The organism is Pseudomonadota bacterium, assembly GCA_016195085.1.
Classification (GTDB): Bacteria; Pseudomonadota; Alphaproteobacteria; order SHVZ01; family SHVZ01; genus JACQAG01.
Genome location: JACQAG010000060.1, coordinates 1 through 21386 on the forward strand (window position 1 = coordinate 1; position 21386 = coordinate 21386).

Here is a 21386-nt window from a genome sequence, read left to right on the forward strand (position 1 = left end):
GCCGCGCCGGCTTCGCTGATCTGCCCATGCCGCCAGCATGCCAAACCCCAGCACCTGGCGACACCCCAAAAACCCAATATCCACGTGGCTTCGGGTCGCCTTCAACCCCTCAATTCGCCCACTCGATTCCCTGATGAGCCATTAAAATTAAACCATTGCGGTTCATTACGCGAGCGCCCTCGGGCGCGCCGACGGCTATGGAAGCCTGGGGAGGCCCGGTTTCAGCGATAGATCGCAACCTCGATCGCGCCGCCGGCCAGCACGGAGCCCCGGTACATGCCCTCGGTGTTGAAGGGCATGGTGACATTGCCCTGGCGATCGACCGCAACCAGGCCGGCGCCGGAGCCCCATTCCATGAGCTCATGCATGACCATCGCCTCGCAGGCATCGGCAAGCGCCGTGCCCTGATAGCGCATCCGGCTGGCGATCTCGTGGGCCAGCACCTTGCGCACGAAGAACTCGCCCTTGCCGGTGGCCGAGAGGGCGCAGGTGGTATTGTCGGCATAGGTGCCGGCGCCGATGATCGGGCTGTCGCCGACCCGGCCCAGGATCTTGTTGGTGAAGCCGCCGGTCGAGGTCGCCGCCGCGAGATCGCCCCGGGCGTCGAGCGCCACCGCGCCGACCGTGCCGTGCTTCTGCGCCTCCGGCACGGCGGTGATCGGCGCCCCCTTGGCCGCCAGCTCCTTGACCTCGGCCAAGGCCACCCGGCGCCAGTCCGTGTCGAAATAGGATTGCGGCACCGGTTGGAAGCCGTGGGCCTCGGCGAAGGCATCGGCACCCTCGCCGACGAGGAGAAGGTTGTCCGAGCGCTCCATGATGGCGCGACAGACGCGGATGGGATTGCGGATGTGACGGGCTCCCGCCAAGGCACCCGCCAGGAGACTCTTTCCGTCCATGATGGCGGCGTCGAGCTCGTGTCCCCCTTCCAGGTTGAACACCGAGCCGTGCCCGGCATTGAAGAGCGGCGAGTCCTCCATCGAGGCGACCGCCGCTTCGACCGCATCGAGGCTGCTGCCGCCCCGCTCGAGGATGACCCGACCGGCGTCCAGCGACTGGGTGAGCGCCTGGAGATACGCAGCCTCGCGCTGGGACGACATCAGGGCGCGGGTGAGCGTGCCGCAGCCGCCATGAATGGCCAGCGCATAGCGCGGCCGGGAATGGGCGAGGGTCGGGCTTGGTGGGGCCATGGCCTCTATCCTAGCCGATTTCGGCGCTCCGTGGACGAGTCGGGCTCTTCAGCCAGGCAGGCTGTTTGCTGCGGCCGAGCAGGCCGCGAACCACGACATAGAAGATCGGCGTGAACACGAGGCCGAAGAGCGTCACCCCCAGCATGCCGAAGAAGACGGCGGTGCCGAGCGATTGGCGCATCTCCGAGCCGGCCCCGATCGCGATCACCAGCGGCACCACGCCGAGGATGAAGGCGAGCGAGGTCATGAGAATGGGCCTGAGGCGCGTCTGCGCCGCATCCACGGCGGCGGCGAAACGGTCGACGCCGGTTGCTTCCGCCTGGCGGGCGAACTCGACGATGAGGATGGCGTTCTTGGCGGCAAGCCCCACCAGCACCACGAAACCGACCTGGGCCAGGATATCGACGGCCATGCCGCGCAGCAGGAGGCCGCTGACCGCGGCCAAGAGGCACATCGGCACGATCAGGATCACGGCCAGCGGCAAGGCCCAGCTTTCATACTGCGCCGCCAGCACCAGGAAGACGAGGACGACCGAGGCCACGAAAACCAGCAGGCCGCTGCTGCCGGCGAGCTTTTCCTGGAGTGCCAGCTCGGTCCATTCGAAGCCGAAGCCGTCGGGGAGCCGATCGGCGGCGAGACGCTCCATCTCCGCCAGCGCATAGCCAGTGGAGAAGCCAGGCACTACGTTCCCCTGGATTTCGGCGGCCGGATAGAGGTTGTAGCGGGGCACGCGGTAGGGGCCGGTGATGTCGCGGAAGGAGGTGACCGCGCCCAAGGGCACCATATCGCCCTTCCCGTTGCGGGTCTTGAGGTTGGCAATGTCGCGGATGTCGGTACGGAAGCGCCCGTCGGCCTGCGCCGTCACCCGGTAGGTGCGGCCGAGATAGTTGAACTCGTTTACGAAGCTCGAGCCGACATAGACTTCGAGGGTCTGGAATACCTGGTCCACCGAAACCCCGAGCATCTCCGCGCGCACCCGGTCGATGCCGGCATAGATCTTCGGCGTGCGGGTGTTGAAAAGCGAGAACACGCCGACCAGCCCCGGGATCTGATTGGCCGCCTGGGTCATGTCCTGGGTGGCGGCATCGAGTGCCTGCAGCCCTCGTCCGCGGCGATCCTGCACCATCATCTTGAAGCCACCGGAATTGCCGATGCCGCGCACCGGCGGCGGCGGAATGGTGATGATGAAGGCATCTTGGATGACGCCCAGCCTTTGACGCAACGTCGCCAGCAAAGCATCGGCGCTTTGCCCCTTGGCGGCGCGCTCGGCGAACGGCTTCAGCGCCGAGAAGATCGCGCCGGCATTGGGTGCATTGGTGAAGGTGGCGCCGTCGAACCCGGCGAAGGGCACGACATGCGCCACGCCGTCGGTTGCAAGCAGGATCTCCGCCGCCCGGCGCACGACCGCATCGGTGCGCGCCAGCGAGGATCCCGGCGGCAGCTGCAGGACGGTGATGAGGTAGCCCTGGTCCTGCTGGGGAATGAAGCCCGTGGGCGCGCGGCCGAACTGCCAGATGGTGAGGCCGATGAGGCCGGCATAGACCGCGAGGGCGAGCGCCGAAAGCCTGAGCAGACGCCTCGTGAGCCCGCCATAGGCACCGGACAGAAAGGCGAAGCCGCGGTTGAAGCCGGAAAAGAACGCGCGAATCGGCCGGGCGATGAGCGATCCTCGAGCCGGTTCCTCTTGGTGGGGCCTGAACAGAAGCGCGCACAGCGCCGGGCTCAAGGTCAATGACACGATCATGGAAATGACCGTGGCGCTGGCGATGGTGACCGCGAACTGGCGGAAGAACTGTCCGGATATGCCGGGGATGAAGGCCGACGGGATGAATACCGAGGACAAGACCAAGGCGATCGCAATGAGCGCGCCGCCGACCTCGTCCATGGTCTCGTGCGCCGCGTCGCGTGGCGACATGCCTTGGCGCAAGTTGCGCTCGACATTCTCCACAACCACGATCGCATCGTCGACGACGATGCCGATCGCCAGCACCAGACCGAACAGCGACAAATTGTTGAGCGAGAAGCCGAAGGCGGCCAGCACGCCGAAGGTGCCGATCAAGGATATGGGAATCGCCACGATCGGTATGATCGAGGCGCGCCAGGTTTGCAGAAAGACAAGGACCACGATGACCACCAGGCCGACAGCTTCGAAGATGGTCTTGAACACCTCGCGCACCGACTCGGCGATGAACTCGGTCGGATTGTAGACGATGTCGTAGCGGAGCCCCGCCGGGAAGGACCGCGACAATTCCTGCATGGTGGCGATCAGACGATCGGCGGTCGCCAGCGCGTTCGAGCCGGGACGTTGGAAGAGGAGGAGTGGCACCGCGGGTCTGGCATCGAGATAGCCGTTGGCGCTGTAGTCCTGCGCGCCGAGCTCGACCCGGCCCAGATCCTGCACGCGCGTCACCCTGCCGTCTGAGTCGGTCTTGACGATGATGTTGGCGAATTGCCGCGGATCGGAGAGCCGTCCGAGGGTCTCGATGTTGAGCTGGAACGCGCCCGGCTTCGGCACCGGCGGCTGACCCAGCTGGCCCGAGGCGACTTGCACATTCTGCTGGCGGAGCGCGGCGACGACATCGCTCGCGGTCAGTCTGCGCGCCGCGATCTTCTCCGGATCGAGCCAGACTCGCATCGCATAGTCGCGGGCGCCGAACACGCGCACGTCGCCCACGCCCTCGAGCCGCGCCAGCACATCCTTGATCTGGAGGGTGGCGTAGTTGGAGACGTAGAGCTGATCGCGCGACCCGTCCGGCGAGCTCAGATGGATTACCATCATCAGGTCGGGCGAGTTTTTGCGCACAGTGACGCCGATGCGCGACACCTCCTCGGGCAGGCGCGGCTGGGCGATGGCGACGCGGTTCTGCACCAGCACCTGCGCGATGTCGAGGTCGGTGCCGAGCGCAAAGGCGATGGTAAGCGCGAGATTGCCGTCGCCGGTCGCCTGGGAGACCATGTAGAGCATGTTCTCCACACCGTTGATCTCCTGCTCGAGCGGAGTGGCCACGGTGTCGCTCACCACCTCGGCAGACGCGCCGGGATAGGCGGCGTTGACGACGATGGTCGGCGGCGCGATCTCGGGATATTGGGCGACCGGCAGTGTGAAGTAAGCGTAGCCGCCGACCAGCGTGATGAAGACCGAAAGCACCGTCGCAAAGATCGGCCGATCGATGAAGAAGTGCGAAAGGCGCATGGACTTGCCGCCTCAATCCGATGCGGACGGCGTGATGGTGCCCGGCTGCGGGGCGACTTTGGCGCCGGGGCGGGCGCGTACGAGGCCGTTGATGATGATCATGTCGCTCGCCTCGAGCCCGCTACGGATCACGCGCAGCCCCTCGCTGGTCGGCCCCGGCCGTACGATCTTCGGTACCACCGTGCCGTCGTCCTTGACCGTCATCACGATCTTGCGGGACTGGTCGGTCACCACCGCGCTGTCCGGGACCAGCGTGGCCTGGTACGGCTCGGAGCCCGGTATCCGGATGCGGCCGAATTGCCCGGGCGTGATGAAGAGGTCGCGGTTGGGGAAGGTCGCCCGTGCGCGGATCGTGCCGGAGCTGCGGTCGACCTGATTGTCGAGGAAGTCGAGACGCCCCTCGAGGGTCCATTTGGTCTCGTCGAAGAGATGCGCGAAGACGCCGAGTGCGCCGTCGCGTGCCGACTTGAACTTGCCGGTGGCCGCGGCGCGCTGATAGGCGAGCAGATCGGCTTCGCTCATGTCGAAGGTGAAGTAGATCGGATCGAGCGCCACGATGGTGGTGAGCAATGTCGTCGGTCCACCGGCGCCGCCGACGACGAGATTGCCGATGCTGACCTCGTGTCGGCTGGCGCGGCCGCCGACGGGCGCGGTGATGCGGGTGAAGTCGAGATCGAGCTGCGCCGAGCGGATGGCTGCCTTGGCCGTCTCCAGGACAGCCGCCGCGACTCGCTGCTCCTGTACGCGCTGGTCGTAGACGCTGCCGGCGACGAAGTCGCGTTCGCGCAGCTGGCCGGCGCGAGCCAGCTCCCGGGTCGCCAGCTCGAGGCGGGCATTGGCTTGGGCGAGCTGCGCTTGTACGGAGCTGAGCGCAATCTCGAAGGGCCGGGGATCGATGATGAACAGGAGATCGCCCTTGTTGACGATCTGTCCGTCCCGGAAGTTGATCGATTGCAGATAGCCGCTGACGCGCGCCCGCATCTCCACATACTCGACGGCGGCGAATTGACCGGTGAATTCGTCCCACTCGACGATCTCGCGCTGGAGCGGATGGCTCACGGTCACCGGCAAGGGCGCCGGTGCGGCCCGGGCGGCGCTGCTTTCTCCGCGGCTCCGGCCAAAGAACCAGAACGCAGCGAGAGCGGCGACGAGCAACAGCCCGACGGCCACAAGCAAGCCGCGAGGGCGCCCGGTCCCTGGCTCCACCTTTGACGAAGGCGGCGTGCCCGCGGGTGTGGCGGGGGATGGAGGCGTGACGGTCTCGGGCATGGCGGCTCCCCCTGATGCACCTTGAGAGAAGGTAGATGAGCCGGCCGGGAATGCAATCGTCGCCGGCAAAATTGCGGCGCCGCCGGCTCCGGACGCGCGGATTTCCTCGATCGCCGGCATTTACGCTGATAGGCCGGTGACTTGCCATCGGCCATGAGAGCTGTGGCGGCCCGGCAACAGGCCGGGCGAGGAAGATTGCTAGGCCTTGAGCAAATCGGCCAAGGTCAATGCCATCACCTGGGTCGCCCGCAACAGGTCCGTGAGGCTGAGGCGCTCATCGGCCCGGTGCGCATTGGCATCGGCGATGCTGCGGGGTCCGGCGCCGTAGAGCACCGTCGGGATGCCGGCGGCGCTGTAGTGCCGGGCATCGGTATAGAGCGGTACCCCGCCGGCTTCGATGGTCTCGCCAAACACCGCCTCGGCGTTCCGGCGGAGCGGTTCCACCAGCCGGTCTTGCCCCGGGCTCGGGACCAGCGGCCTTGCCTCCAAGAGGCGACGGATCTCGACGGTGATTCCCGGCATGGCGTGGGCGCGCTCGTGGATCAGAGCGACGAGCTCGCGTTCCGCCTCGACCGGCGCTTCCTCGGGGATGATGCGCCGGTCGAGGCGGAAGCGGACGAGATCGGGCACGACATTGGTGTTGATGCCGCCCTCGATGAGCCCGACGACCAGGCTCGGCGACCGGATGCCGGCGATGGCCGAACGCTTGGCCGCGAGGCTTTCGCGGAGCCCGTAGAGGGCGCCCAGGATCTCTGTCGCCGCCCAGAGCGCATCGACGCCGGCCTCCGGCGTGGCCGCATGCGCCGACTTGCCGCGCACGCTCACTTCCATATGCAGGCAGCCATTGTGGGCGACGACGATCTGATAGGAGAAGCCGGCGGCGATGGCGAAGTCCGGCCGGCTCAGCCCCTGATCCAAGAGCCATTTCGGCCCGATCATGCCGCCCGACTCCTCATCATAGGTGAAGTGCAGCTCGACCGTGCCGGCAAGCGTCATGCCGCTGGCGATCAGCGCCGTCAGCGCGAACGCATAGGTGGCGAAGTCGGATTTCGAGACCGCAACGCCGCGGCCATACATCCATCCCTCGCGGATCTCGGCGCCGTAGGGATCGGCGGTCCATCCTTCGCCGGGCGGCACGACATCGCCATGGGCGTTGAGTGCCACGACCGGTCCCGGACCGAAGCGGTGACGCACGATGAGATTGGTCGCGGCCTGCATGCCGTGCGCTTGGGCGAGCTCGCCCGGCACCTCGTGCCGCTCCACCTCGAGGCCCAGCGCCGCCAAGAGCGCGGCCGCGCGCTCGCCGTGGCGGCGGCAGTCGCCGGGCGGATTGTCGGAGGGAACCCGCACGAGCTCGGCTAGGAAACCGATCTGCTCCTGGTGCCGATCGGCCACGAGCCGACATAAACGATCATCGAGAAACATGGTCATGGCTATGGTCCGATTCTAGCGCGAGGCCCGGAGCGCCGCGGGAGAATGGCAGCCCCGGCCTCCGATCGCGAGCCCGCTCGCCGCGCGGCGGGACGGAGAATCGCGGGCCCGACACGACCGATTCGGAGCAAGCATGCGCTCGATCGGCTCCGGCTGGAGCCCAGGGGCCGCTCCCGGGACGACGCTGCGGCGCAGATAAATCAGCGATTTTGCGAGAATACCGGGGAATGCCCGAGGGCAGGAAAGGCTGAGAATCCGTAGAAACTTAGTGGGTGCAGCGCCGGTCGGAGGATGCGGTCTGGCGCCGACCGAGCGGCCGGCATTGAACGACGATCGTCTCCGAGCCCCATAAAATCTCGTTTTTCTCGACGAAGAGGGTTATACAGCCGTTGTATTCAACACTCATTTTGGAGGACCGCCGTGGCGGGAGAGAAGCAAGCGATTGTCACCGTGAAGCACTTGGCCGATACGCTCGCCGACAAGCACGGGCAGTCGAAGAAAGACATGAAGTCGGTGATGGATGACCTGGTGACGCTCCTCACCAAGAATCTGAAAAGCGGCGCCAAGATCCGCATTCCCGGCTTCGGCGTATTCCAGGTCCGCAAGCGGCCGGCGCGCATGGGCCGCAACCCGGCGACCGGCGAGGCGATCAAGATCAAGGCGAGCAAGAAGGTCGCCTTCCGCGCCGCCAAAGAGCTGAAGGAATCGGTCTAGGTCGCATCGGACGGAGCCGACGCCCCTAGTGTCCCGCCCCTGAAATTCGTCCGCGAATTTCAGGGATAAGCGGGACACTAATCTATTGAGTCTAGTGTGATTCAGATTCCGAAGTTCGCCGACGAACTTCGGAATCATCACACTAGGGAAACCGTCGGGACGTCGGCTCCGTGCGCTTCGCAGGCCTTGGCGCCAGGCTCGGGGCTTGGCTTGGCCGCTCGCGTTCCAGCAGCGGCATATCGGCGTCAACGTCGCCCGAGGGCGGCGACGCAAGCAGAAATTCCGGTTTATTGTTCGATCTTGGCGGCGTGCGCAGGCGTGCCGTCGTTGGGCGGCGCTTCGGCGATTTCGCGCACCAGCTTCGAGACCAAGGCCGAGGCGAAGGTGGCGAAATCGTGCACCACCATGACGAATGAGCCCGCCCCGCCGATGACGTTGTCCTGGTAATACTTGTCGAGCCCGCCCGGCGGCTGCACATGGGCATAGATCGGCATCGCCGGATGGTCGTTGATGATGGCGAGCCCATTGATGGTGACGCCCGCCTTGACCGCATCGTCTCGCGCCTCGTTCACCGGCCGCCCGGAATTGTTGGTGCCGTCGCCGGCGACGTCGATGACCAGATGATCGCTGTTGAAGCCGCTGCGGGCGATCTGCTCCATGGCGAAATCGATGCCGGCGCCGATCGTGGTGAAGGCCGCGCACGACCGGGGTGCGGCGACGACCGCGGCACCCCATGCCTTGGCGGTGGCCTCGTCTCGCACCACGGCCCAATCGACCACAACCTTCTGCTGGCTGGCGCTCGACCACTCGACCATGCACACCGCAATCGCTTGATTGCGGCCCGAACGGATGGCGGCCAATACTTTGGGATCGGACATGGCGGAGGCGTAACCCTGCCGCTCCAGCTGGAACTCGCTGTCGTCGACGCTGCGGGAGACGTCGTTGGCGACGACGAGGACGAGGTCGACGCTGTCGGCCGTGGCGCTCCGCGGCAACGCCGCAAGAACCGCCAGAGCCACGCCGAGCGGGATCAGCCATCTACGCGCCACGGCGCGGGCGAGAAGCGACGGGACCATCAGCGCTCGTCCTCTGATGCGTAGTCGAGGCATCATGGGGCGAGTCGGCAGGCTTGTCATGCGCGTTCTTGGCGCCGGCAGAACCGCTTAGGGAGACCTCAGCCGGGCCAGGGCAGCGAGTAGGTCTTCACGTTGGTGAAGCTCTTCATCGCCTCGAGCACCCCTTCCTTGTAGCCGAGGCCCGAATCCTTGATGCCGCCGAAGGGCGACATCTCGATGCGATAGCCCGGAACTTCCCACACGTTGACCGTGCCGACCTCGAGCTCCTCGATGAGCCGCGTGATGATCTCGAGGCGATTCGTGCATACCCCCGAGGACAGGCCGAAAGCGGTCGAGTTGGCGATGCGGATGATGTCGTCGAGGTCCCGGCAGCGGATGATCGGAATGACCGGGCCGAAGGTCTCCTCGCGCACCAGCTCCGCATCGAAAGGTACGCGGTCGACCACCGTCGGCGGAAACAAGGCGCCGCTCCGGTCGTTGCCGTGGAGGAGCACGGCGCCGTTGGCGACCGCATCGACCACCCGCCTCTGAAACAGGCTCGCCGCCGCGGCGGTGATGACGGTGCCGACATCGGTTTCCGGGGCCATGGGATCGCCGCATTTCAACTTCTTGGCCTTGGCCAGCACGCAGGCGGCAAAATCATCACCAACGGCGTCCTCGACCAGGATGCGCTTCACCGCGGTGCAGCGTTGGCCGGAATTCTTGGTGGCGCCGGTGACGGCCAGCTCGGCCGCCCGCTCGAGATCGGCATCCGCCATGACGATCAAGGGATCGTTGCCGCCGAGCTCCAGCACCAGGCGCCGATAGCCCGCCTTGCCGGCTATGTACTTGCCCGCGCGCACGCTGCCGGTGAAGGTGATGAGCTCGATCGCCGGATTGGTGATCATCTCGTCGCCGATCTCCTCAGGGAGGCCGGTCACGATCGACAGCATCTCCGGCGGCAGACCCGCCTCGTAGAGAATGTCGGCGAGCGCCAGCGCGGTGAGCGGCGTCAGCTCCGTCGGCTTCACCACCATGCAATTGTTGGTGGCGATCGAGGGCGCCACCTTATGGGCGACCATGTTGAGGGGGTGATTGAAGGGCGTGATGGCGCTGATCGCCTTCAGCGGCTGGCGGAGCGTAAAGATCTTGCGGCTCTTGCCGTGGGGCGTCACGTCGCAGGAGAACGTCTGGGCGTCATCCAGGATCGCAAGCTGACCCGCCAGATGGAAGACGTCGTAGGCGCGCCCGACCTCGTAAAGCGAGTCCTTCTTGCAGATGCCGCACTCGGCGGTGATGAGATCGGAGATCGCCTCTCTGCGCTCGATGAGAAGCTCGGCCGCGCGCATGAGAATGCGCTGGCGTTCGTAGCGGGTGAGCTTGGGGCGATAGCGGGCGGCGATGGCGAAGGCCTCGCGCACCTCGGCCGGCGTGCCCCTGGGCACGGTGCCGATGACGGCGTCGGTATAGGGATTGAACACCTCGATGCGGGCATCCCTATCGACGCGCCTGCCGGCGATGCGCATGGCTTCGTGGCGCGGGCTCGTCTTCGGCTCAGGTGTACGAAGCTGGACGCTCAAGGGGAGATCCTCGTCAGCGCACGTGGTTGAGGGCGAGATCGAAGGCATCGAAATTGCGCAATCGACGGTCGGAAGCAAGCTGCATCGGGCGGTTGGCGATGAGCGGAACCCGCTGCTCGGAGATGCCGCCATGGGAGCGGAGCGGCTCCTTCAGCTGCGAGAGGTCGTGGCGATCGTGGCTGGTGCCCAGCACCTTGTGCCGGGTCGAGACGACGACCACATCGCCCAGCCGGTCCGCCGGCAGCTCGAAGCGCCGGCTGGCATCCTCGCGCCCGAGCGCCAGCTCGATCCCGTCCCGCCGGCCCAGCCGGCCGATGGCGTCGGCGACGGCGCCGGCATCGTTGAAATACGCGGTGGCGAACGAGCCCAACGCCCCGTGATGCACGACATAGGGATCGGTGATCGGCAGGATCACCCGAGTCTTGCCTTTGCCATACCAGGCATCGAACAGATCCTGCAGATAGAGGACGTCCGGGGCGCCGGCGGAATCGTGCTTGGCGTTCATGCCGTGATCGGCGGTGAGCACGATGACCGCACCCAGCGCATCCAGGCGCGCGAGGTAGCCGTCCATCATGCGGTAGAAGTCGTTGGCGACGGGGGTGCCGGGCGCGTGCTTGTGCTGGATGTAGTCGGTGGTCGAGAGATACATGAGATCGGGGCGGTCCAGCTCCATGAGCTTGACCCCGGCGGCAAAGACGAACTCGCTCAGATCCGCGCTGTAGACGCCGGGCTCAGGCAGGCCGACGAGTTCGAGCACGCCCTCGATGCCGTGCTCGGCCAAATTGGCGCCGGCGGCGGTCTCGGCGGAGAAGCTGCAGGCGCGGCCGGGACCCAGCATGAGGCCGTGGCCGAGCAGCCGGCGGAGCTTGTCCTTGGCGGTGACGATGGCGATGCGGGCGCCCGCCGCCTGGAAGTGCTTGAAGATGGTGTCGGCGCGGAGCAGGCCGGGGTCGTTCATCATCACTTCGGCATCGGCCGCGCGGTCATAGAAGTAGTTGCCGCAAATGCCGTGCACCGCCGGCGGCGCGCCGGTCACAATCGAGAGGTTGTTGGGATTGGTGAAGCTCGGCACCACGCAATCGGCGAGCCGGTTCGTGCCGGAGCGGAGCATGCGCTGGAAAAACGGCGCCAATCCCGCCTCGACTGCCCGTTCGATATAGCCCGGCTCGGAGCCGTCGACACACACGACGACGACCGGCTGCTCCGGCATTCGGTAGGACCGCCCGTTGACGGCGATCTCAGATTTAGCGTGACGGTCGCTCATGCGGCGAGGGGGGCGCGGCGCCTGACCCCCATTTCCGTGAGCACGGCATCGATCGCCTGCAGTGCGCCGTCCATGTGCTCCGCCCCGATGCGGCCGATGCAGCCGATGCGGAAGCTGTCGGCCACCGTGAGCTTGCCCGGATAGATCACGTAGCCGCGCTCCTTCAGCCGATCATAAAAGGCTTGGAACACGAATCTGGGATCGGCCGGGGTGCGGAAGGTGACGATAATGGGCGCCTGCAGCCCGTCGGGCAGCAAGGTGTGAAAGCCCATGCGGCGCATGCCGTCGACGAGCCGCCGGCAATTGCCGGTGTAGCGCTGACAGCGCCCGGCAATCCCGCCTTCGGCGCGGTGTTCGGCCAAGGCTTGGTGCAGCGCCACGATCACATGGATCGGCGGGGTGAACCGCCATTGCTCGGTCTTCTCCAACGCCGCCCACTGGTCATGGAGATCGAGGCTGAGCGTGCGCGCATTGCCGGAAGCGGCCGCCAGCGTCTCCTTGCGGCAGATGACGAAGCCCATGCCGGGCACGCCTTCCAGGCACTTGTTGCTGGAGGCCGCCAGCGCCTCGAATCCCAGCCGGCGCGCGTCGATCGCGATTGCTCCGAAGGCGCTCATGGCGTCGACCAGGAGCCGGCGGCCGAAGCGCCGAACGACCTGGGCGATCTCGGCCAGCGGATTGAGAATGCCGCTCGTCGTCTCGCAATGGACGACGAAGACATGGGTGATGCCGGGCTCGGCCTCGAGCCGCGTGGCGAGCGCCGCCGGGCTCGGCGGCACGTTCTCGGCCGTCTCCTGAACGGCATGATCCAGCCCGGCGATGTCACAGATCCTGGCCGCCCGTTTGCCATAGGCGCCATTGACCAAGAGCAGCACCTTGCCGCCCTTGCGTGGCACGAAGGTGGTGAGCATGGCCTCGACCGCAAAGGTGCCGCTGCCCTGGAGCGGCACCGTCGTGTAGGTGCCGGTGGCGCCCGCAAGCTCGGTCAAGCGCTCCAGAACCTCGCGGTTGATGCGGATGAAGGCCGCATCGCGGGAGCCCCAATCATGCAGCATCGCCTGCTTGACCGTGGCCGAGGTGGTGAGCGGGCCCGGCGTCAGCAGCAGAGAATCGCCGGTCTCGGAGGCGGCACGCGGTGGGGCGGTCGACATCGTCCTTGGCTTCCTGGGTCCTTGGCTTCCTGGGTCCTTGGCTTCCTGGGTCCTTGGCTTCCTGGCGCCAACTATGGATGAGCCGGCATGATCGGATTGCGCGCTCTATAAATCCAATTCATAATATCTATAGCGTCTATAGAGTGGACCTATATGGAATACACCGAGCTTCGCGCCTTCCATCTGGTGGCGCAGGAACGGAGCTTCACCCGGGCGGCCCGCGCCATCGGCGTCACACAGCCCACGCTTTCCCAGCAGGTGAAGGCGCTGGAGGAGCGCTATGGCGTGCGCCTGCTCGAGCGCCGCGGCCGGGCGACCGAGCTGACCGAGCTCGGCCAAGGCCTCTTTGCCATCACCGGCCGCCTGCGCGCGGTCGAGGAGGAGGCCCAGGCCTTTCTCTCGGGTTCCGAGGCGCTGACCCGCGGCCATCTCAATGTGAGCGCCGACAGCGCCTACCATGCCGTGCCGATCCTGGCGCGCTTGCGGCGGCTGCATCCCGCGCTCACCTTCTCGATCAACATCGGCAATTCGGACGAAGTGCTGGCCGAGCTCCTGGCGGCGCGGGCGGATGTCGCCGTCATGGCCAAGTCGACCTCGGATGCGCGGCTGCATTCGCAGCTGTTTCGCCAGGACCGGCTGGTGCTGTTCGTATCGAGCGGTCACCCCTGGGCGCGGCGCCGGGGCATCCGCCTGGCCGAGCTCGCCGGCGAAGCGATGGTGCTGAGGGAGCGCGGCTCCATCACCCGCGAGGTGTTCGAGCGGGCGCTCGTGGATGCGGCGATCATGCCCGGCACCATCATGGACGTGCAGACCCGCGAGGGCGTGCGCGAGGCGGTGGCGGCCGGATTCGGCGTCGGCGTGGTGTTCGAAAGCGAGTTCGGCCGTGATGACCGCGTGCACCGGCTCGCCATCGCCGATGCGCCGCTCGCCGTGGGTGAATATGTCGTTTGCCTGCAGCAGCGCCGGCGCCTGGCCTTGGTCCGGGCCTTCCTGGAGGCCGCTGAGGCGGTGGCGCTCGAACTCGGCAGGGGAGCAGTATGAGCCCGCCGGACGCTCCTCGACCGCCCAACCTCTTCGGCGCTGCCTACAGCGTCTATGTGCGCATCGTCAGGCTGGCGCTGGAAGAGAAAGGGGTGCCCTACGACCTCGAGGAGGTCGATATCTTCGCCCCCAGTGGGGTGCCTTCGGCCTATCTGGACCGCCATCCTTTCGGCCGCATCCCCGCATTCGAGCATCAAGGCTTCCGCCTGTACGAGACCAACGCCATCACCCGCTATGTGGACGCGGCCTTTCCCGGGCCCCCGCTGCAGCCGAGGGGGATCCGCGAGCGGGCGCGGATGGACCAGATCGTGAGCGTCCTCGACAACTACGCCTATCGGACCTTGGTGTGGGACATCTTCGTCGAGCGGGTCCGGCTGCCCCAGCAGGGCCGCGTGTCCGACGAGGAGAAGATCAGGGCCGCCTTGCCGAGGGCGAAGGCCTGCTTCGAGGCCTTGGATCGCCTGAGGGAAGAGCATCCCTTTCTGGCCGGGCCGGAGCTGAGCTTGGCCGATCTCTACGCCGCACCGATGCTGGCCTATTTTGCCAAGGCACCGGAGGGGGCGGCGCTCCTGTTAAAATTTCCTCATCTCTCTCGGTGGTGGGAGCAGATCCGGCAACGCCCGAGCATGGCGGCGACGCGATCGTCCTTGGAGTAGATGCGCCCAAATCGACCGCCGCGCGCGCACCGATGTAGCCGGATGGCCGAATCGTGCTTATTTACCTCCGGAATGGCGCGGGAGCCGGGCCCGGCCCCGGTCTTCCCAGCCACCCTCTTTGCGCCAAACTCCCGCAGGACAGCCGCTTTGCCAGAACCCCATCCCGCTCTGCGGGACAGCCTAGCCGGCCGCCTTCCACCGGTTCGGCTCCAGCGACCTGACCATCCATGCTGACCCCGATCCTGATCGCGCTCGTCGATTTTTCCCGGCGCTGGGCAGCGGCGCTGGCGCTCGCGGCGCTCGTGGCGACGCTGGCGCTCGGCGACTATGTCGCCGGCCACATCGCCATCGACACCGATGTTGCCAAGCTGATCGCCGACGATCTGCCGTGGCGCCAACGTGAGGCGGCCTTCGACAAGGCTTTCCCGCAATTCACCGACCTCATCGCCGTGGTCATCGACGCACGCACGCCCGATCAGGCCGATGCGGCGGTAAGTGCGCTCGCCCAGAGGCTGACGGCGACGCCGGGACTGTTCCGCAGCGTGCGTGTGCCCGACGGCGACGCGTTCTTCCGGCGCAACGGATTGCTGTTTCTGCCAAGTGACGAAGTGGCCTCGGTCATCGAGCAGATGATCGAGGCACAGCCCTTGATCGGCACGCTCGCGGCCGATCCGAGCTTGCGGGGCCTCATGGAGGCCTTCTCCCTGGCGCTCGAAGGCGCGGAGCGGGGCGAGACCTCGCTCGAGAGCTTGCGGCGTCCGCTCGCCGCGATCGATGCGACCGTTGCGGCTGCGATCGCCGGCGCTTCCGATCGGCTCTCCTGGCAGACGCTGCTCACCGGACGCGAAGCCGCACCCCGGGAGCGTCGACGCTTCGTCTTGGTGCAGCCGATGCTCGATTTCGGCGAATTGGCGCCGGGCGGCAAGCCGAGTACGGCCATCAGGGAGGCGGCGCGATCCCTGGAGCTGACGCCGGAGCACGGGGTGAGGGTGCGCTTGACCGGGCCGGTGCCCTTGGGTGACGAGGAGTTCGCCAGCGTCGCCGAAGGTGCGGTGCAATCGAGCACGATATCCGTGGCGCTGGTGTGCCTGCTCTTGTTCCTGGCACTCCGATCGCCGGGTCTCGTGCTGGCGGTGCTCGCCACGCTCTTGACCGGCCTTGCCGCCACCGCCGCCTTCGCTCTCGCCGCGGTGGGCAATCTCAACGTCATTTCCATCGCCTTCGCGGTGCTGTTCGTCGGCCTTGGCGTCGACTTCTCCATCCAGTTCGTGGTGCGCTATCGCGACGAGCGCCATCGCAGCGATGATCTGGCCCTTGCCTTGCGCAACACGGCCGCCGGCGTCGGCCCGGCGCTCGGCCTCGCCGCGACGGCGGCTTCCATCGGCTTTCTCTCTTTCACGCCGACCGAGTATGCGGGCGTGCGCGAGCTCGGCTGGATTGCCGGTTTCGGCATGATCGTCGCCTTCCTCTTCAACATGGCGCTGCTGCCGGCCTTGATCGCGCTCGTCCGCCCCAACGGCGAGAAGGCGCCGGTCGGTTATGCCTGGGCGGTCGGGATCGATCGGTTTCTGCTCGCCCGGCGCCGATCGGTCTTGAGCCTCGCCGGCGCGCTCGCTCTTGGTTGCTTGGCGCTCATGCCTTCGGTCAGGTTCGATTTCGACCCGCTCAACCTCAAGGATCCACGTTCCGAATCGGTCGCCACCCTGCACGAGCTCATGGGCGATCCGACGACCACGCCCTACACGATGAACGTGCTGGTGGCCGGACCGGCCGCGGCGCCGGCCATGGCCGAGCGCCTGCGGAGGCTTTCCGAGGTGGCGGAGGTGGTCTCGGTCATGAGCTTCGTGCCGGAAGACCAGGAGGCGAAGCTGGCGCTCATTGCCGATGCTGCGATGCTGATCGGGCCGTCGCTGTCGGCGCCGGCCGAGCGCCCCAAGCCGACCGCCGCCGAGACCCGCAGGGCGGTGGCGGAGACCGCTCGGAAGCTCACCGGGGCCGCGGCGAAGGCCTCCGATGCGTCCGCCGCCCAAGCCGCCCAGCTCCTCGAACGCGCAGCGGCCAGCGATGCGGCCACGCTCGCCCGGGTGGAGGCGGCGCTGGTCGGCGGCTTGCCTCGCCAGCTCGCCAATCTGGCGCTGGCCCTGGAGGCGGCCCCGGTCACGCTCGAGAACCTGCCGCCCGCTCTGGTGAGGGAATGGGTGGCACAAGATGGCCGAGCGCGCCTCGAGGCCTTTCCCTCCGGCGACATGCGCTCGAATGCCGCGCTCGAGGGTTTCGTTGCGGCCGTACAGAGCGTGGCCCCGGCGGCCACCGGCACGCCCGTGGTCATCGTCGAATCCGGCCACACCATCGTGAGTGCCTTCCGCACCGCCGGCCGGATCGCCACCGCAGCGATCGCGCTCTTGCTTGCGATCGTCTTGAGACGGCCGCGGGACGTGCTCCTGGTCTTGGCACCCCTGTTCCTGGCCGGGCTGCTCACCATGGCGACGGGCGTGCTCCTCGACCTGCCGCTCAACTATGCGAACGTCATTACCTTGCCGCTTCTGCTGGGCATCGGCGTTGCCTTCGATGTCTATTTCGTCTTGAACTGGCGCGCCGGAACCGAGCATCCGCTCGCCTCCGCCACGGCGCGCGCCGTCTTGTTCAGCGCCGGCACCACGACCGTCGCCTTCGGCGGCCTGGCGCTGTCGCACCATGTCGGCACCGCCGAGATGGGCCTCCTGTTGACCATGGGGCTCGGCTACACGGTGGCGACCACGCTCCTCGTGCTGCCGGCGTTGCTGGGGCCACCGCCACTGACTTCCGCCCATGACTGACGGCCTTGCGCCAATCATCTACGACCCGGCGACAGACTGCATGTATATCAAGCTACGGGAAGGGGCGGGCTTCGACAGTCGCGTGGACGATGCTCGAGATCTTATTGTCGACCTGGGTGAAGATGGTGAGCCGGTCGGGTACGACATCCAACACGCATCCGAGCATCCCGACGTCGTAGCAGAAGCCCTCAGGCACATGCGTCGTCAAGTGCGACAGCGCGCAACCGAATAGGATTCGAGCCCAAAGCGAGGTCGACCATAGCGGCGGACAAATGCGCATCGGCTAGCGCCGGACCCCATCGCTTAGCCACCAGCGCTTCCCCTCGACATACTGCCAGGCCAGGAGTGCGGGCACGAACACCACGATGTCGCGAAGACGGCGCGCCAGCGCCAGCGCCAGGCCGATCTCGGGACCCAGCCCGAGGATGCCGCCAAAGACGAGAAAGCCGCCCTCCTGCACGCCCAGCGCCGCCGGCACCATGAAGGCGGCGCTGCTGACGGCCTGGGCCAAGGCTTCCAGCACGATCGCTTCGGCCACGCCGACGGGATGGCCCAGATAGCGAAGCGCCAGCCAAATCTCGCCCGCGCCCAAAATCCAGCCGAGAAGTTGCCACGCGAGGCAGCGCATCAGCCACGCACGCCGGCGATAGAGGTGACGCACGGCGCGATCGATCCGTGCGGTGGCGCCGATGAGCGTGCTCCAACGCTCGCGAAACAGCATGTTGAACAAGCGCCCCATCAGCTCGAACAGGCCCCGCCGCTGCACGGCGATGAGCACGATGACGAAGGGCACGGTGAGGAGCAGCGCCAACGTCAGACGCAGGCCGAGATCGATATCGCCGCTCAAGGCGAGCAAGAGGCCGATGCCGATGATGGTGAACAGAAACTGGCTGGCGAGCGAGAGTGTCACGTCGACGACCAAACTGGCGACCGCCTGCGACGTGGGCAGGCCGCCCAGCCGCATCAGCCGCGCCGAGACAACCTCGCCGCCGATCCGCGCTACCGGCAAGAGTCCGTTCACCGCCTCGCGCACCCAAACGAGCCACAGGAAGAACGCCAGGCCCGGCCGGCGGCGCGGCGGCAGCAGCACGTGCCAAGCTCTGGCGTTGACCGCCATCGGCACGATATGGAAGAGGCTTGCCCAGATGAGGCCGATGCCGCCGGCAAGGAAGGCGGCGGCGACCTCGGCCACGCCCTGGCCGACGAAGAGCCCGATCGCCAGCAGCAGCCCGGCAAGGCCCAGGAACGTCGCCCAGCGCATCATGGGCGAGGGATCATCTCTGATCGGTGGGGCGTCGGCGCGGGGGCCCGCGCCTTCTAGCTCGCCAGCCGTCGCTCGCGCAGGAAGTGGAAGAACTCGACGCCCTCGCGGAGCCGACGCTTCATCATTTCCGGGCTCAGGACCATCTCGCCGACCAGAGTCGCGATTTTGCCGGCGCGGAAGTAGAAGCGCTTGTAGAACACCTCCACCGAATCGAAGATCTCCTCATGCGAGAGGTGCGGATAGTGCAAGGGTGCGATCTGCACGCCGCGATCGTCGACCAACTCGGCATGCGCCGCGTCGAGCCAGCCATTCTCCACCGCCTGACGGTGGAGGAAGGTGCCGGGATAGGGGGCCGCCAGCGACACCTGGATCGTGTGCGGGTTGATCTCGGTGGCGAACCGGATCGTCTCCTCGATGGTCTCCTTGCTCTCCCCCGGCAGGCCCAGGATGAAGGTGCCATGAATGGTGATGCCGAGCTCGTGGCAATCCTTGGTGAATTGCCGCGCCACGTCGATGCGCATGCCCTTCTTGATGTTGTAGAGGATCTGCTGGTTGCCCGACTCGTAACCGACCAGCAGCAGCCTAAGGCCGTTGTCCTTCAGCACCTTGAGCGTGTCGCGGGGCACATTGGCCTTGGCGTTGCACGACCAGGTGACGCCGAGCCGCCCCAATTCGCGGGCGATCGCCTCGGCGCGCGGCAAGTTGTCGGTGAAGGTGTCGTCGTCGAAGAAGAACTCCTTCACTTCAGGGAAATAGCTCTTGGCCAGCCGAATCTCCTCGGCGACGTGGCCGGGACTGCGCACCCGGTAGCGATGTCCGCCCACGGTCTGCGGCCACAGGCAGAAGGTGCAGCGCGATTTGCATCCGCGCCCGGTATAGAGCGAGACATAGGGGTGCTTGAGGTAGCCGATGAAATAATTCTCGATCTGGAGGTCGCGCTTGTAGACCTCGGTCACGAACGGGAGCTCGTCCATGTTCTCCAAGACCGCGCGCTCGGCATTATGCTGGATGACGCCGCCGCCATTGCGATAGCTCAAGCCGTCGATGCCGGAATAGGCGCGTCCCTCGGCCACCTCCTTGATGGTGAAGTCGAACTCGTTGCGGGCGACGAAGTCGATGGCGGGCGAGGCGGCGAGGCTCGCATCCGGCTCGACCGCAACTTTGGCTCCGACCAGTCCGATCTTGAGGGAGGGGTTCATCTCCTTCAGCGCCTCGGCGACCTTGATGTCGGAGCCGAAGGACGGCGACGAGGTGTGCATGACGCAGAGATCGTAGTCACGGGCGAGCGGCAGCACGTCCTCGAGGGTGAGCCGTGCCGGCGGCGCATCGATGAGCCGGCTCGTCGGTACCAGCGCTGCCGGTTGGGCGAGCCAGGTCGGATACCAGAAGGAGCGAATCTCGCGGCGCGCCTGATAGCGCGAACCGGCGCCGCCATCGAATCCCTCGTAGGAGGGCGGATGGAGGAACAATGTCTTCATCATCGCCTTGGCGACTCCTTCATATCCGCGGGCTTTGCGGTCGCCGGGGTCTCCGGGCCGCAGTCAGGCTCGGGCTTGCCCTCGTCGGCGGGATTAGGCCGGGAACTCATCGACTTAAGGCGCTCGAAGGCCTCAAACAAGCCGGCCGTCCGCTTCGATCCGGAATTCCTGCCCGCGCCAGCGGACGCTCTTACCCCAAAAACTGGCGCACCACACCACAAAAGATAGCACATCGCGCAACGGAACGTTGCGGAGCGGTGCCGGTTCCAGGCCGAGGATCCGCTCGGTCGCCCGCACCTGAGCGAAGCGGAAGGCGAGGATTACCCCAAAGCCTGCCAAGGCAATCGGCGTCAGCGGCGTGGTCCAGGCGAAGAGGCTCGCCAACAAGCTGAGCGCCAGGGGGTGGGTCACCACGGTGCCGAGATGGGAGGCGGGCGCGATTGCGCGGATGGTCCTGGACCAGCGAAGCTCATGGGCGAAGAGCGCCGCCAGGCTGGGTTCGTGCACCATGTTGGTGACAAGGTTCCGCGACAGATGGATCCGCTTGCCCCGGTTGCAAACGAGCTGGCCGAGCGCGTGGTCGTCGGCCAGGAGATCGGCGATCCGTCCGAGACCGCCGGCCGCTTCGAGGTCGGCGCGGCGGAAGGCGATGGTGGCGCCGAAACAGCCTTCGCGTTCGCCGAGGAGCCGGCCGAGCAGCGCCATCGGCAAGAAGTGGTGGTTGATGAAGGCGGCACCTAGACTCGACCACAACCGGCCGTCGACCGGCTTTCCGACATAGAGACAAGTGACCACGCCGATCGCCGGATCGTCCAGCGGCGCCAGCACCTGGCGCAAATAGCCGGGCAAGGCGCGCATGTCGCTGTCGGCGATGACGAGGATGTCGTGGCGCGCGGCGGGCAGCATGTTGAGGAGGTTGCCGACCTTATGGTTCCGGCCATGGGAGCGCGGTTCGACGACGAGGGCGATGTCGGCGCCGGGCTCATCGGCAATCAGCCTCCGGGCGATGGACACGGCCTCGTCTTCGGCGTCGGCGACGCCGAGAACGAGCTGATGCTCCGGGTAGGCTTGCCGGCGGAAGGAGAGGAGATTCGCATAGAGCTCGGGATCGGCGCCGCGAAGTGGCTTTAGAATCGTGGCCGCCGGCGTCGTCTCGGCCTTCTCGGCCGGTCGCCGGCAGAAGCCTCTGACGGCGATGAGCGCGGCCGCGAGATAGACCAGGCCGAGGGCCGCCAACACCAGGCACGCGCCGGCCAGGACCTGAATGACGGGCGCCGCCAAACCCGC

Annotated in this window: 16 protein-coding genes; 5 read left to right on the top strand and 11 right to left on the bottom strand. The window is 66.7% G+C overall.

Annotated elements, in window-relative coordinates; translation table 11 throughout:
- Positions 1 to 221: 221 nt before the first annotated feature.
- The 4 genes from HY058_17325 to HY058_17340 all read right to left on the bottom strand — a co-directional run bounded on the left by HY058_17325 (position 222) and on the right by HY058_17340 (position 7080).
- On the bottom strand, positions 222 to 1187 hold the full coding sequence (locus tag HY058_17325) for an isoaspartyl peptidase/L-asparaginase (protein MBI3499057.1): 966 nt from the start codon (positions 1185 to 1187) through the stop codon (positions 222 to 224).
- A gap of 10 nt (positions 1188 to 1197) precedes the next feature.
- Positions 1198 to 4380: a multidrug efflux RND transporter permease subunit gene (locus HY058_17330; protein MBI3499058.1), complete on the bottom strand. Its 3183-nt coding sequence runs from the start codon at positions 4378 to 4380 to the stop codon at positions 1198 to 1200.
- A 12-nt stretch (positions 4381 to 4392) separates the two neighbouring features.
- Positions 4393 to 5649 (bottom strand): efflux RND transporter periplasmic adaptor subunit, encoded by a 1257-nt coding sequence (locus HY058_17335; protein ID MBI3499059.1) that lies wholly within the window; start codon positions 5647 to 5649, stop codon positions 4393 to 4395.
- A 198-nt stretch (positions 5650 to 5847) separates the two neighbouring features.
- On the bottom strand, positions 5848 to 7080 hold the full coding sequence (locus HY058_17340) for a M20/M25/M40 family metallo-hydrolase (protein ID MBI3499060.1): 1233 nt from the start codon (positions 7078 to 7080) through the stop codon (positions 5848 to 5850).
- A gap of 291 nt (positions 7081 to 7371) precedes the next feature.
- Here HY058_17340 and HY058_17345 point away from each other — a divergent pair, with 291 nt between their 5' ends.
- Positions 7372 to 7794, top strand: coding sequence for an HU family DNA-binding protein (locus HY058_17345; protein MBI3499061.1), 423 nt, complete (start codon positions 7372 to 7374; stop codon positions 7792 to 7794).
- A gap of 287 nt (positions 7795 to 8081) precedes the next feature.
- On the opposite strand, the gene HY058_17350 is transcribed toward HY058_17345, so the two are convergent.
- The 4 genes from HY058_17350 to HY058_17365 all read right to left on the bottom strand — a co-directional run bounded on the left by HY058_17350 (position 8082) and on the right by HY058_17365 (position 12844).
- Positions 8082 to 8870, bottom strand: a complete 789-nt coding sequence (locus HY058_17350) for a DUF1194 domain-containing protein (GenBank protein ID MBI3499062.1) — start codon at positions 8868 to 8870, stop codon at positions 8082 to 8084.
- Between the two features lie 98 nt (positions 8871 to 8968).
- The gene (phnY, locus tag HY058_17355) at positions 8969 to 10477 is read right to left on the bottom strand and encodes a phosphonoacetaldehyde dehydrogenase (GenBank protein ID MBI3499063.1); all 1509 of its coding nucleotides are present in this window, start codon (positions 10475 to 10477) and stop codon (positions 8969 to 8971) included.
- The gene (phnA, locus tag HY058_17360) at positions 10443 to 11693 is read right to left on the bottom strand and encodes a phosphonoacetate hydrolase (GenBank protein ID MBI3499064.1); all 1251 of its coding nucleotides are present in this window, start codon (positions 11691 to 11693) and stop codon (positions 10443 to 10445) included. Before phnA ends, phnY begins: the two co-directional genes overlap by 35 nt.
- The gene (locus HY058_17365) at positions 11690 to 12844 is read right to left on the bottom strand and encodes a 2-aminoethylphosphonate--pyruvate transaminase (GenBank protein ID MBI3499065.1); all 1155 of its coding nucleotides are present in this window, start codon (positions 12842 to 12844) and stop codon (positions 11690 to 11692) included. The genes phnA and HY058_17365 overlap by 4 nt, the downstream gene beginning before the upstream one ends.
- A 153-nt stretch (positions 12845 to 12997) precedes the next feature.
- Here HY058_17365 and HY058_17370 point away from each other — a divergent pair, with 153 nt between their 5' ends.
- The 4 genes from HY058_17370 (at position 12998) to HY058_17385 (ending at position 17589) form a co-directional block, all read left to right on the top strand.
- On the top strand, positions 12998 to 13885 hold the full coding sequence (locus HY058_17370) for a LysR family transcriptional regulator (protein ID MBI3499066.1): 888 nt from the start codon (positions 12998 to 13000) through the stop codon (positions 13883 to 13885).
- Positions 13882 to 14541: a glutathione S-transferase family protein gene (locus HY058_17375; protein MBI3499067.1), complete on the top strand. Its 660-nt coding sequence runs from the start codon at positions 13882 to 13884 to the stop codon at positions 14539 to 14541. Before HY058_17370 ends, HY058_17375 begins: the two co-directional genes overlap by 4 nt.
- 227 nt (positions 14542 to 14768) lie before the next feature.
- A complete protein-coding gene (locus HY058_17380) occupies positions 14769 to 17357 on the top strand; it encodes an MMPL family transporter (GenBank protein MBI3499068.1) in 2589 nt (862 codons plus the stop codon).
- Positions 17350 to 17589 carry a DUF2283 domain-containing protein gene (locus HY058_17385; protein MBI3499069.1) on the top strand — a complete coding sequence of 80 codons (240 nt, stop codon included), beginning with the start codon at positions 17350 to 17352 and terminating at the stop codon, positions 17587 to 17589. Before HY058_17380 ends, HY058_17385 begins: the two co-directional genes overlap by 8 nt.
- A gap of 51 nt (positions 17590 to 17640) precedes the next feature.
- Here the strand turns inward: HY058_17385 and HY058_17390 are convergent, their stop codons facing one another.
- From HY058_17390 to hpnI, 3 genes are all read right to left on the bottom strand, one after another.
- Positions 17641 to 18621 carry a flippase-like domain-containing protein gene (locus HY058_17390; protein ID MBI3499070.1) on the bottom strand — a complete coding sequence of 327 codons (981 nt, stop codon included), beginning with the start codon at positions 18619 to 18621 and terminating at the stop codon, positions 17641 to 17643.
- A 53-nt stretch (positions 18622 to 18674) separates the two neighbouring features.
- The gene (gene hpnJ / locus HY058_17395) at positions 18675 to 20102 is read right to left on the bottom strand and encodes a hopanoid biosynthesis associated radical SAM protein HpnJ (protein ID MBI3499071.1); all 1428 of its coding nucleotides are present in this window, start codon (positions 20100 to 20102) and stop codon (positions 18675 to 18677) included.
- A gap of 129 nt (positions 20103 to 20231) precedes the next feature.
- Positions 20232 to 21380 carry a bacteriohopanetetrol glucosamine biosynthesis glycosyltransferase HpnI gene (gene hpnI / locus HY058_17400; GenBank protein ID MBI3499072.1) on the bottom strand — a complete coding sequence of 383 codons (1149 nt, stop codon included), beginning with the start codon at positions 21378 to 21380 and terminating at the stop codon, positions 20232 to 20234.
- Between the last annotated feature and the right edge of the window lie 6 nt (positions 21381 to 21386).

Coding starts and splice junctions, on each gene's coding strand:
- HY058_17390 (MBI3499070.1), bottom strand. CDS start 18,621: ATGATGCGCTGGGCGACGTTCCTGGGCCTTGCCGGGCTGCTGCTGGCG.
- HY058_17325 (MBI3499057.1), bottom strand. CDS start 1,187: ATGGCCCCACCAAGCCCGACCCTCGCCCATTCCCGGCCGCGCTATGCG.
- HY058_17375 (MBI3499067.1), top strand. CDS start 13,882: ATGAGCCCGCCGGACGCTCCTCGACCGCCCAACCTCTTCGGCGCTGCC.
- HY058_17330 (MBI3499058.1), bottom strand. CDS start 4,380: ATGCGCCTTTCGCACTTCTTCATCGATCGGCCGATCTTTGCGACGGTG.
- HY058_17335 (MBI3499059.1), bottom strand. CDS start 5,649: ATGCCCGAGACCGTCACGCCTCCATCCCCCGCCACACCCGCGGGCACG.
- phnA (MBI3499064.1), bottom strand. CDS start 11,693: ATGAGCGACCGTCACGCTAAATCTGAGATCGCCGTCAACGGGCGGTCC.
- HY058_17380 (MBI3499068.1), top strand. CDS start 14,769: ATGCTGACCCCGATCCTGATCGCGCTCGTCGATTTTTCCCGGCGCTGG.
- HY058_17370 (MBI3499066.1), top strand. CDS start 12,998: ATGGAATACACCGAGCTTCGCGCCTTCCATCTGGTGGCGCAGGAACGG.
- phnY (MBI3499063.1), bottom strand. CDS start 10,477: ATGCCTTCGATCTCGCCCTCAACCACGTGCGCTGACGAGGATCTCCCC.
- HY058_17350 (MBI3499062.1), bottom strand. CDS start 8,870: ATGGTCCCGTCGCTTCTCGCCCGCGCCGTGGCGCGTAGATGGCTGATC.
- HY058_17345 (MBI3499061.1), top strand. CDS start 7,372: ATGCGGTCTGGCGCCGACCGAGCGGCCGGCATTGAACGACGATCGTCT.
- HY058_17340 (MBI3499060.1), bottom strand. CDS start 7,080: ATGACCATGTTTCTCGATGATCGTTTATGTCGGCTCGTGGCCGATCGG.
- HY058_17365 (MBI3499065.1), bottom strand. CDS start 12,844: ATGTCGACCGCCCCACCGCGTGCCGCCTCCGAGACCGGCGATTCTCTG.
- hpnJ (MBI3499071.1), bottom strand. CDS start 20,102: ATGATGAAGACATTGTTCCTCCATCCGCCCTCCTACGAGGGATTCGAT.
- HY058_17385 (MBI3499069.1), top strand. CDS start 17,350: ATGACTGACGGCCTTGCGCCAATCATCTACGACCCGGCGACAGACTGC.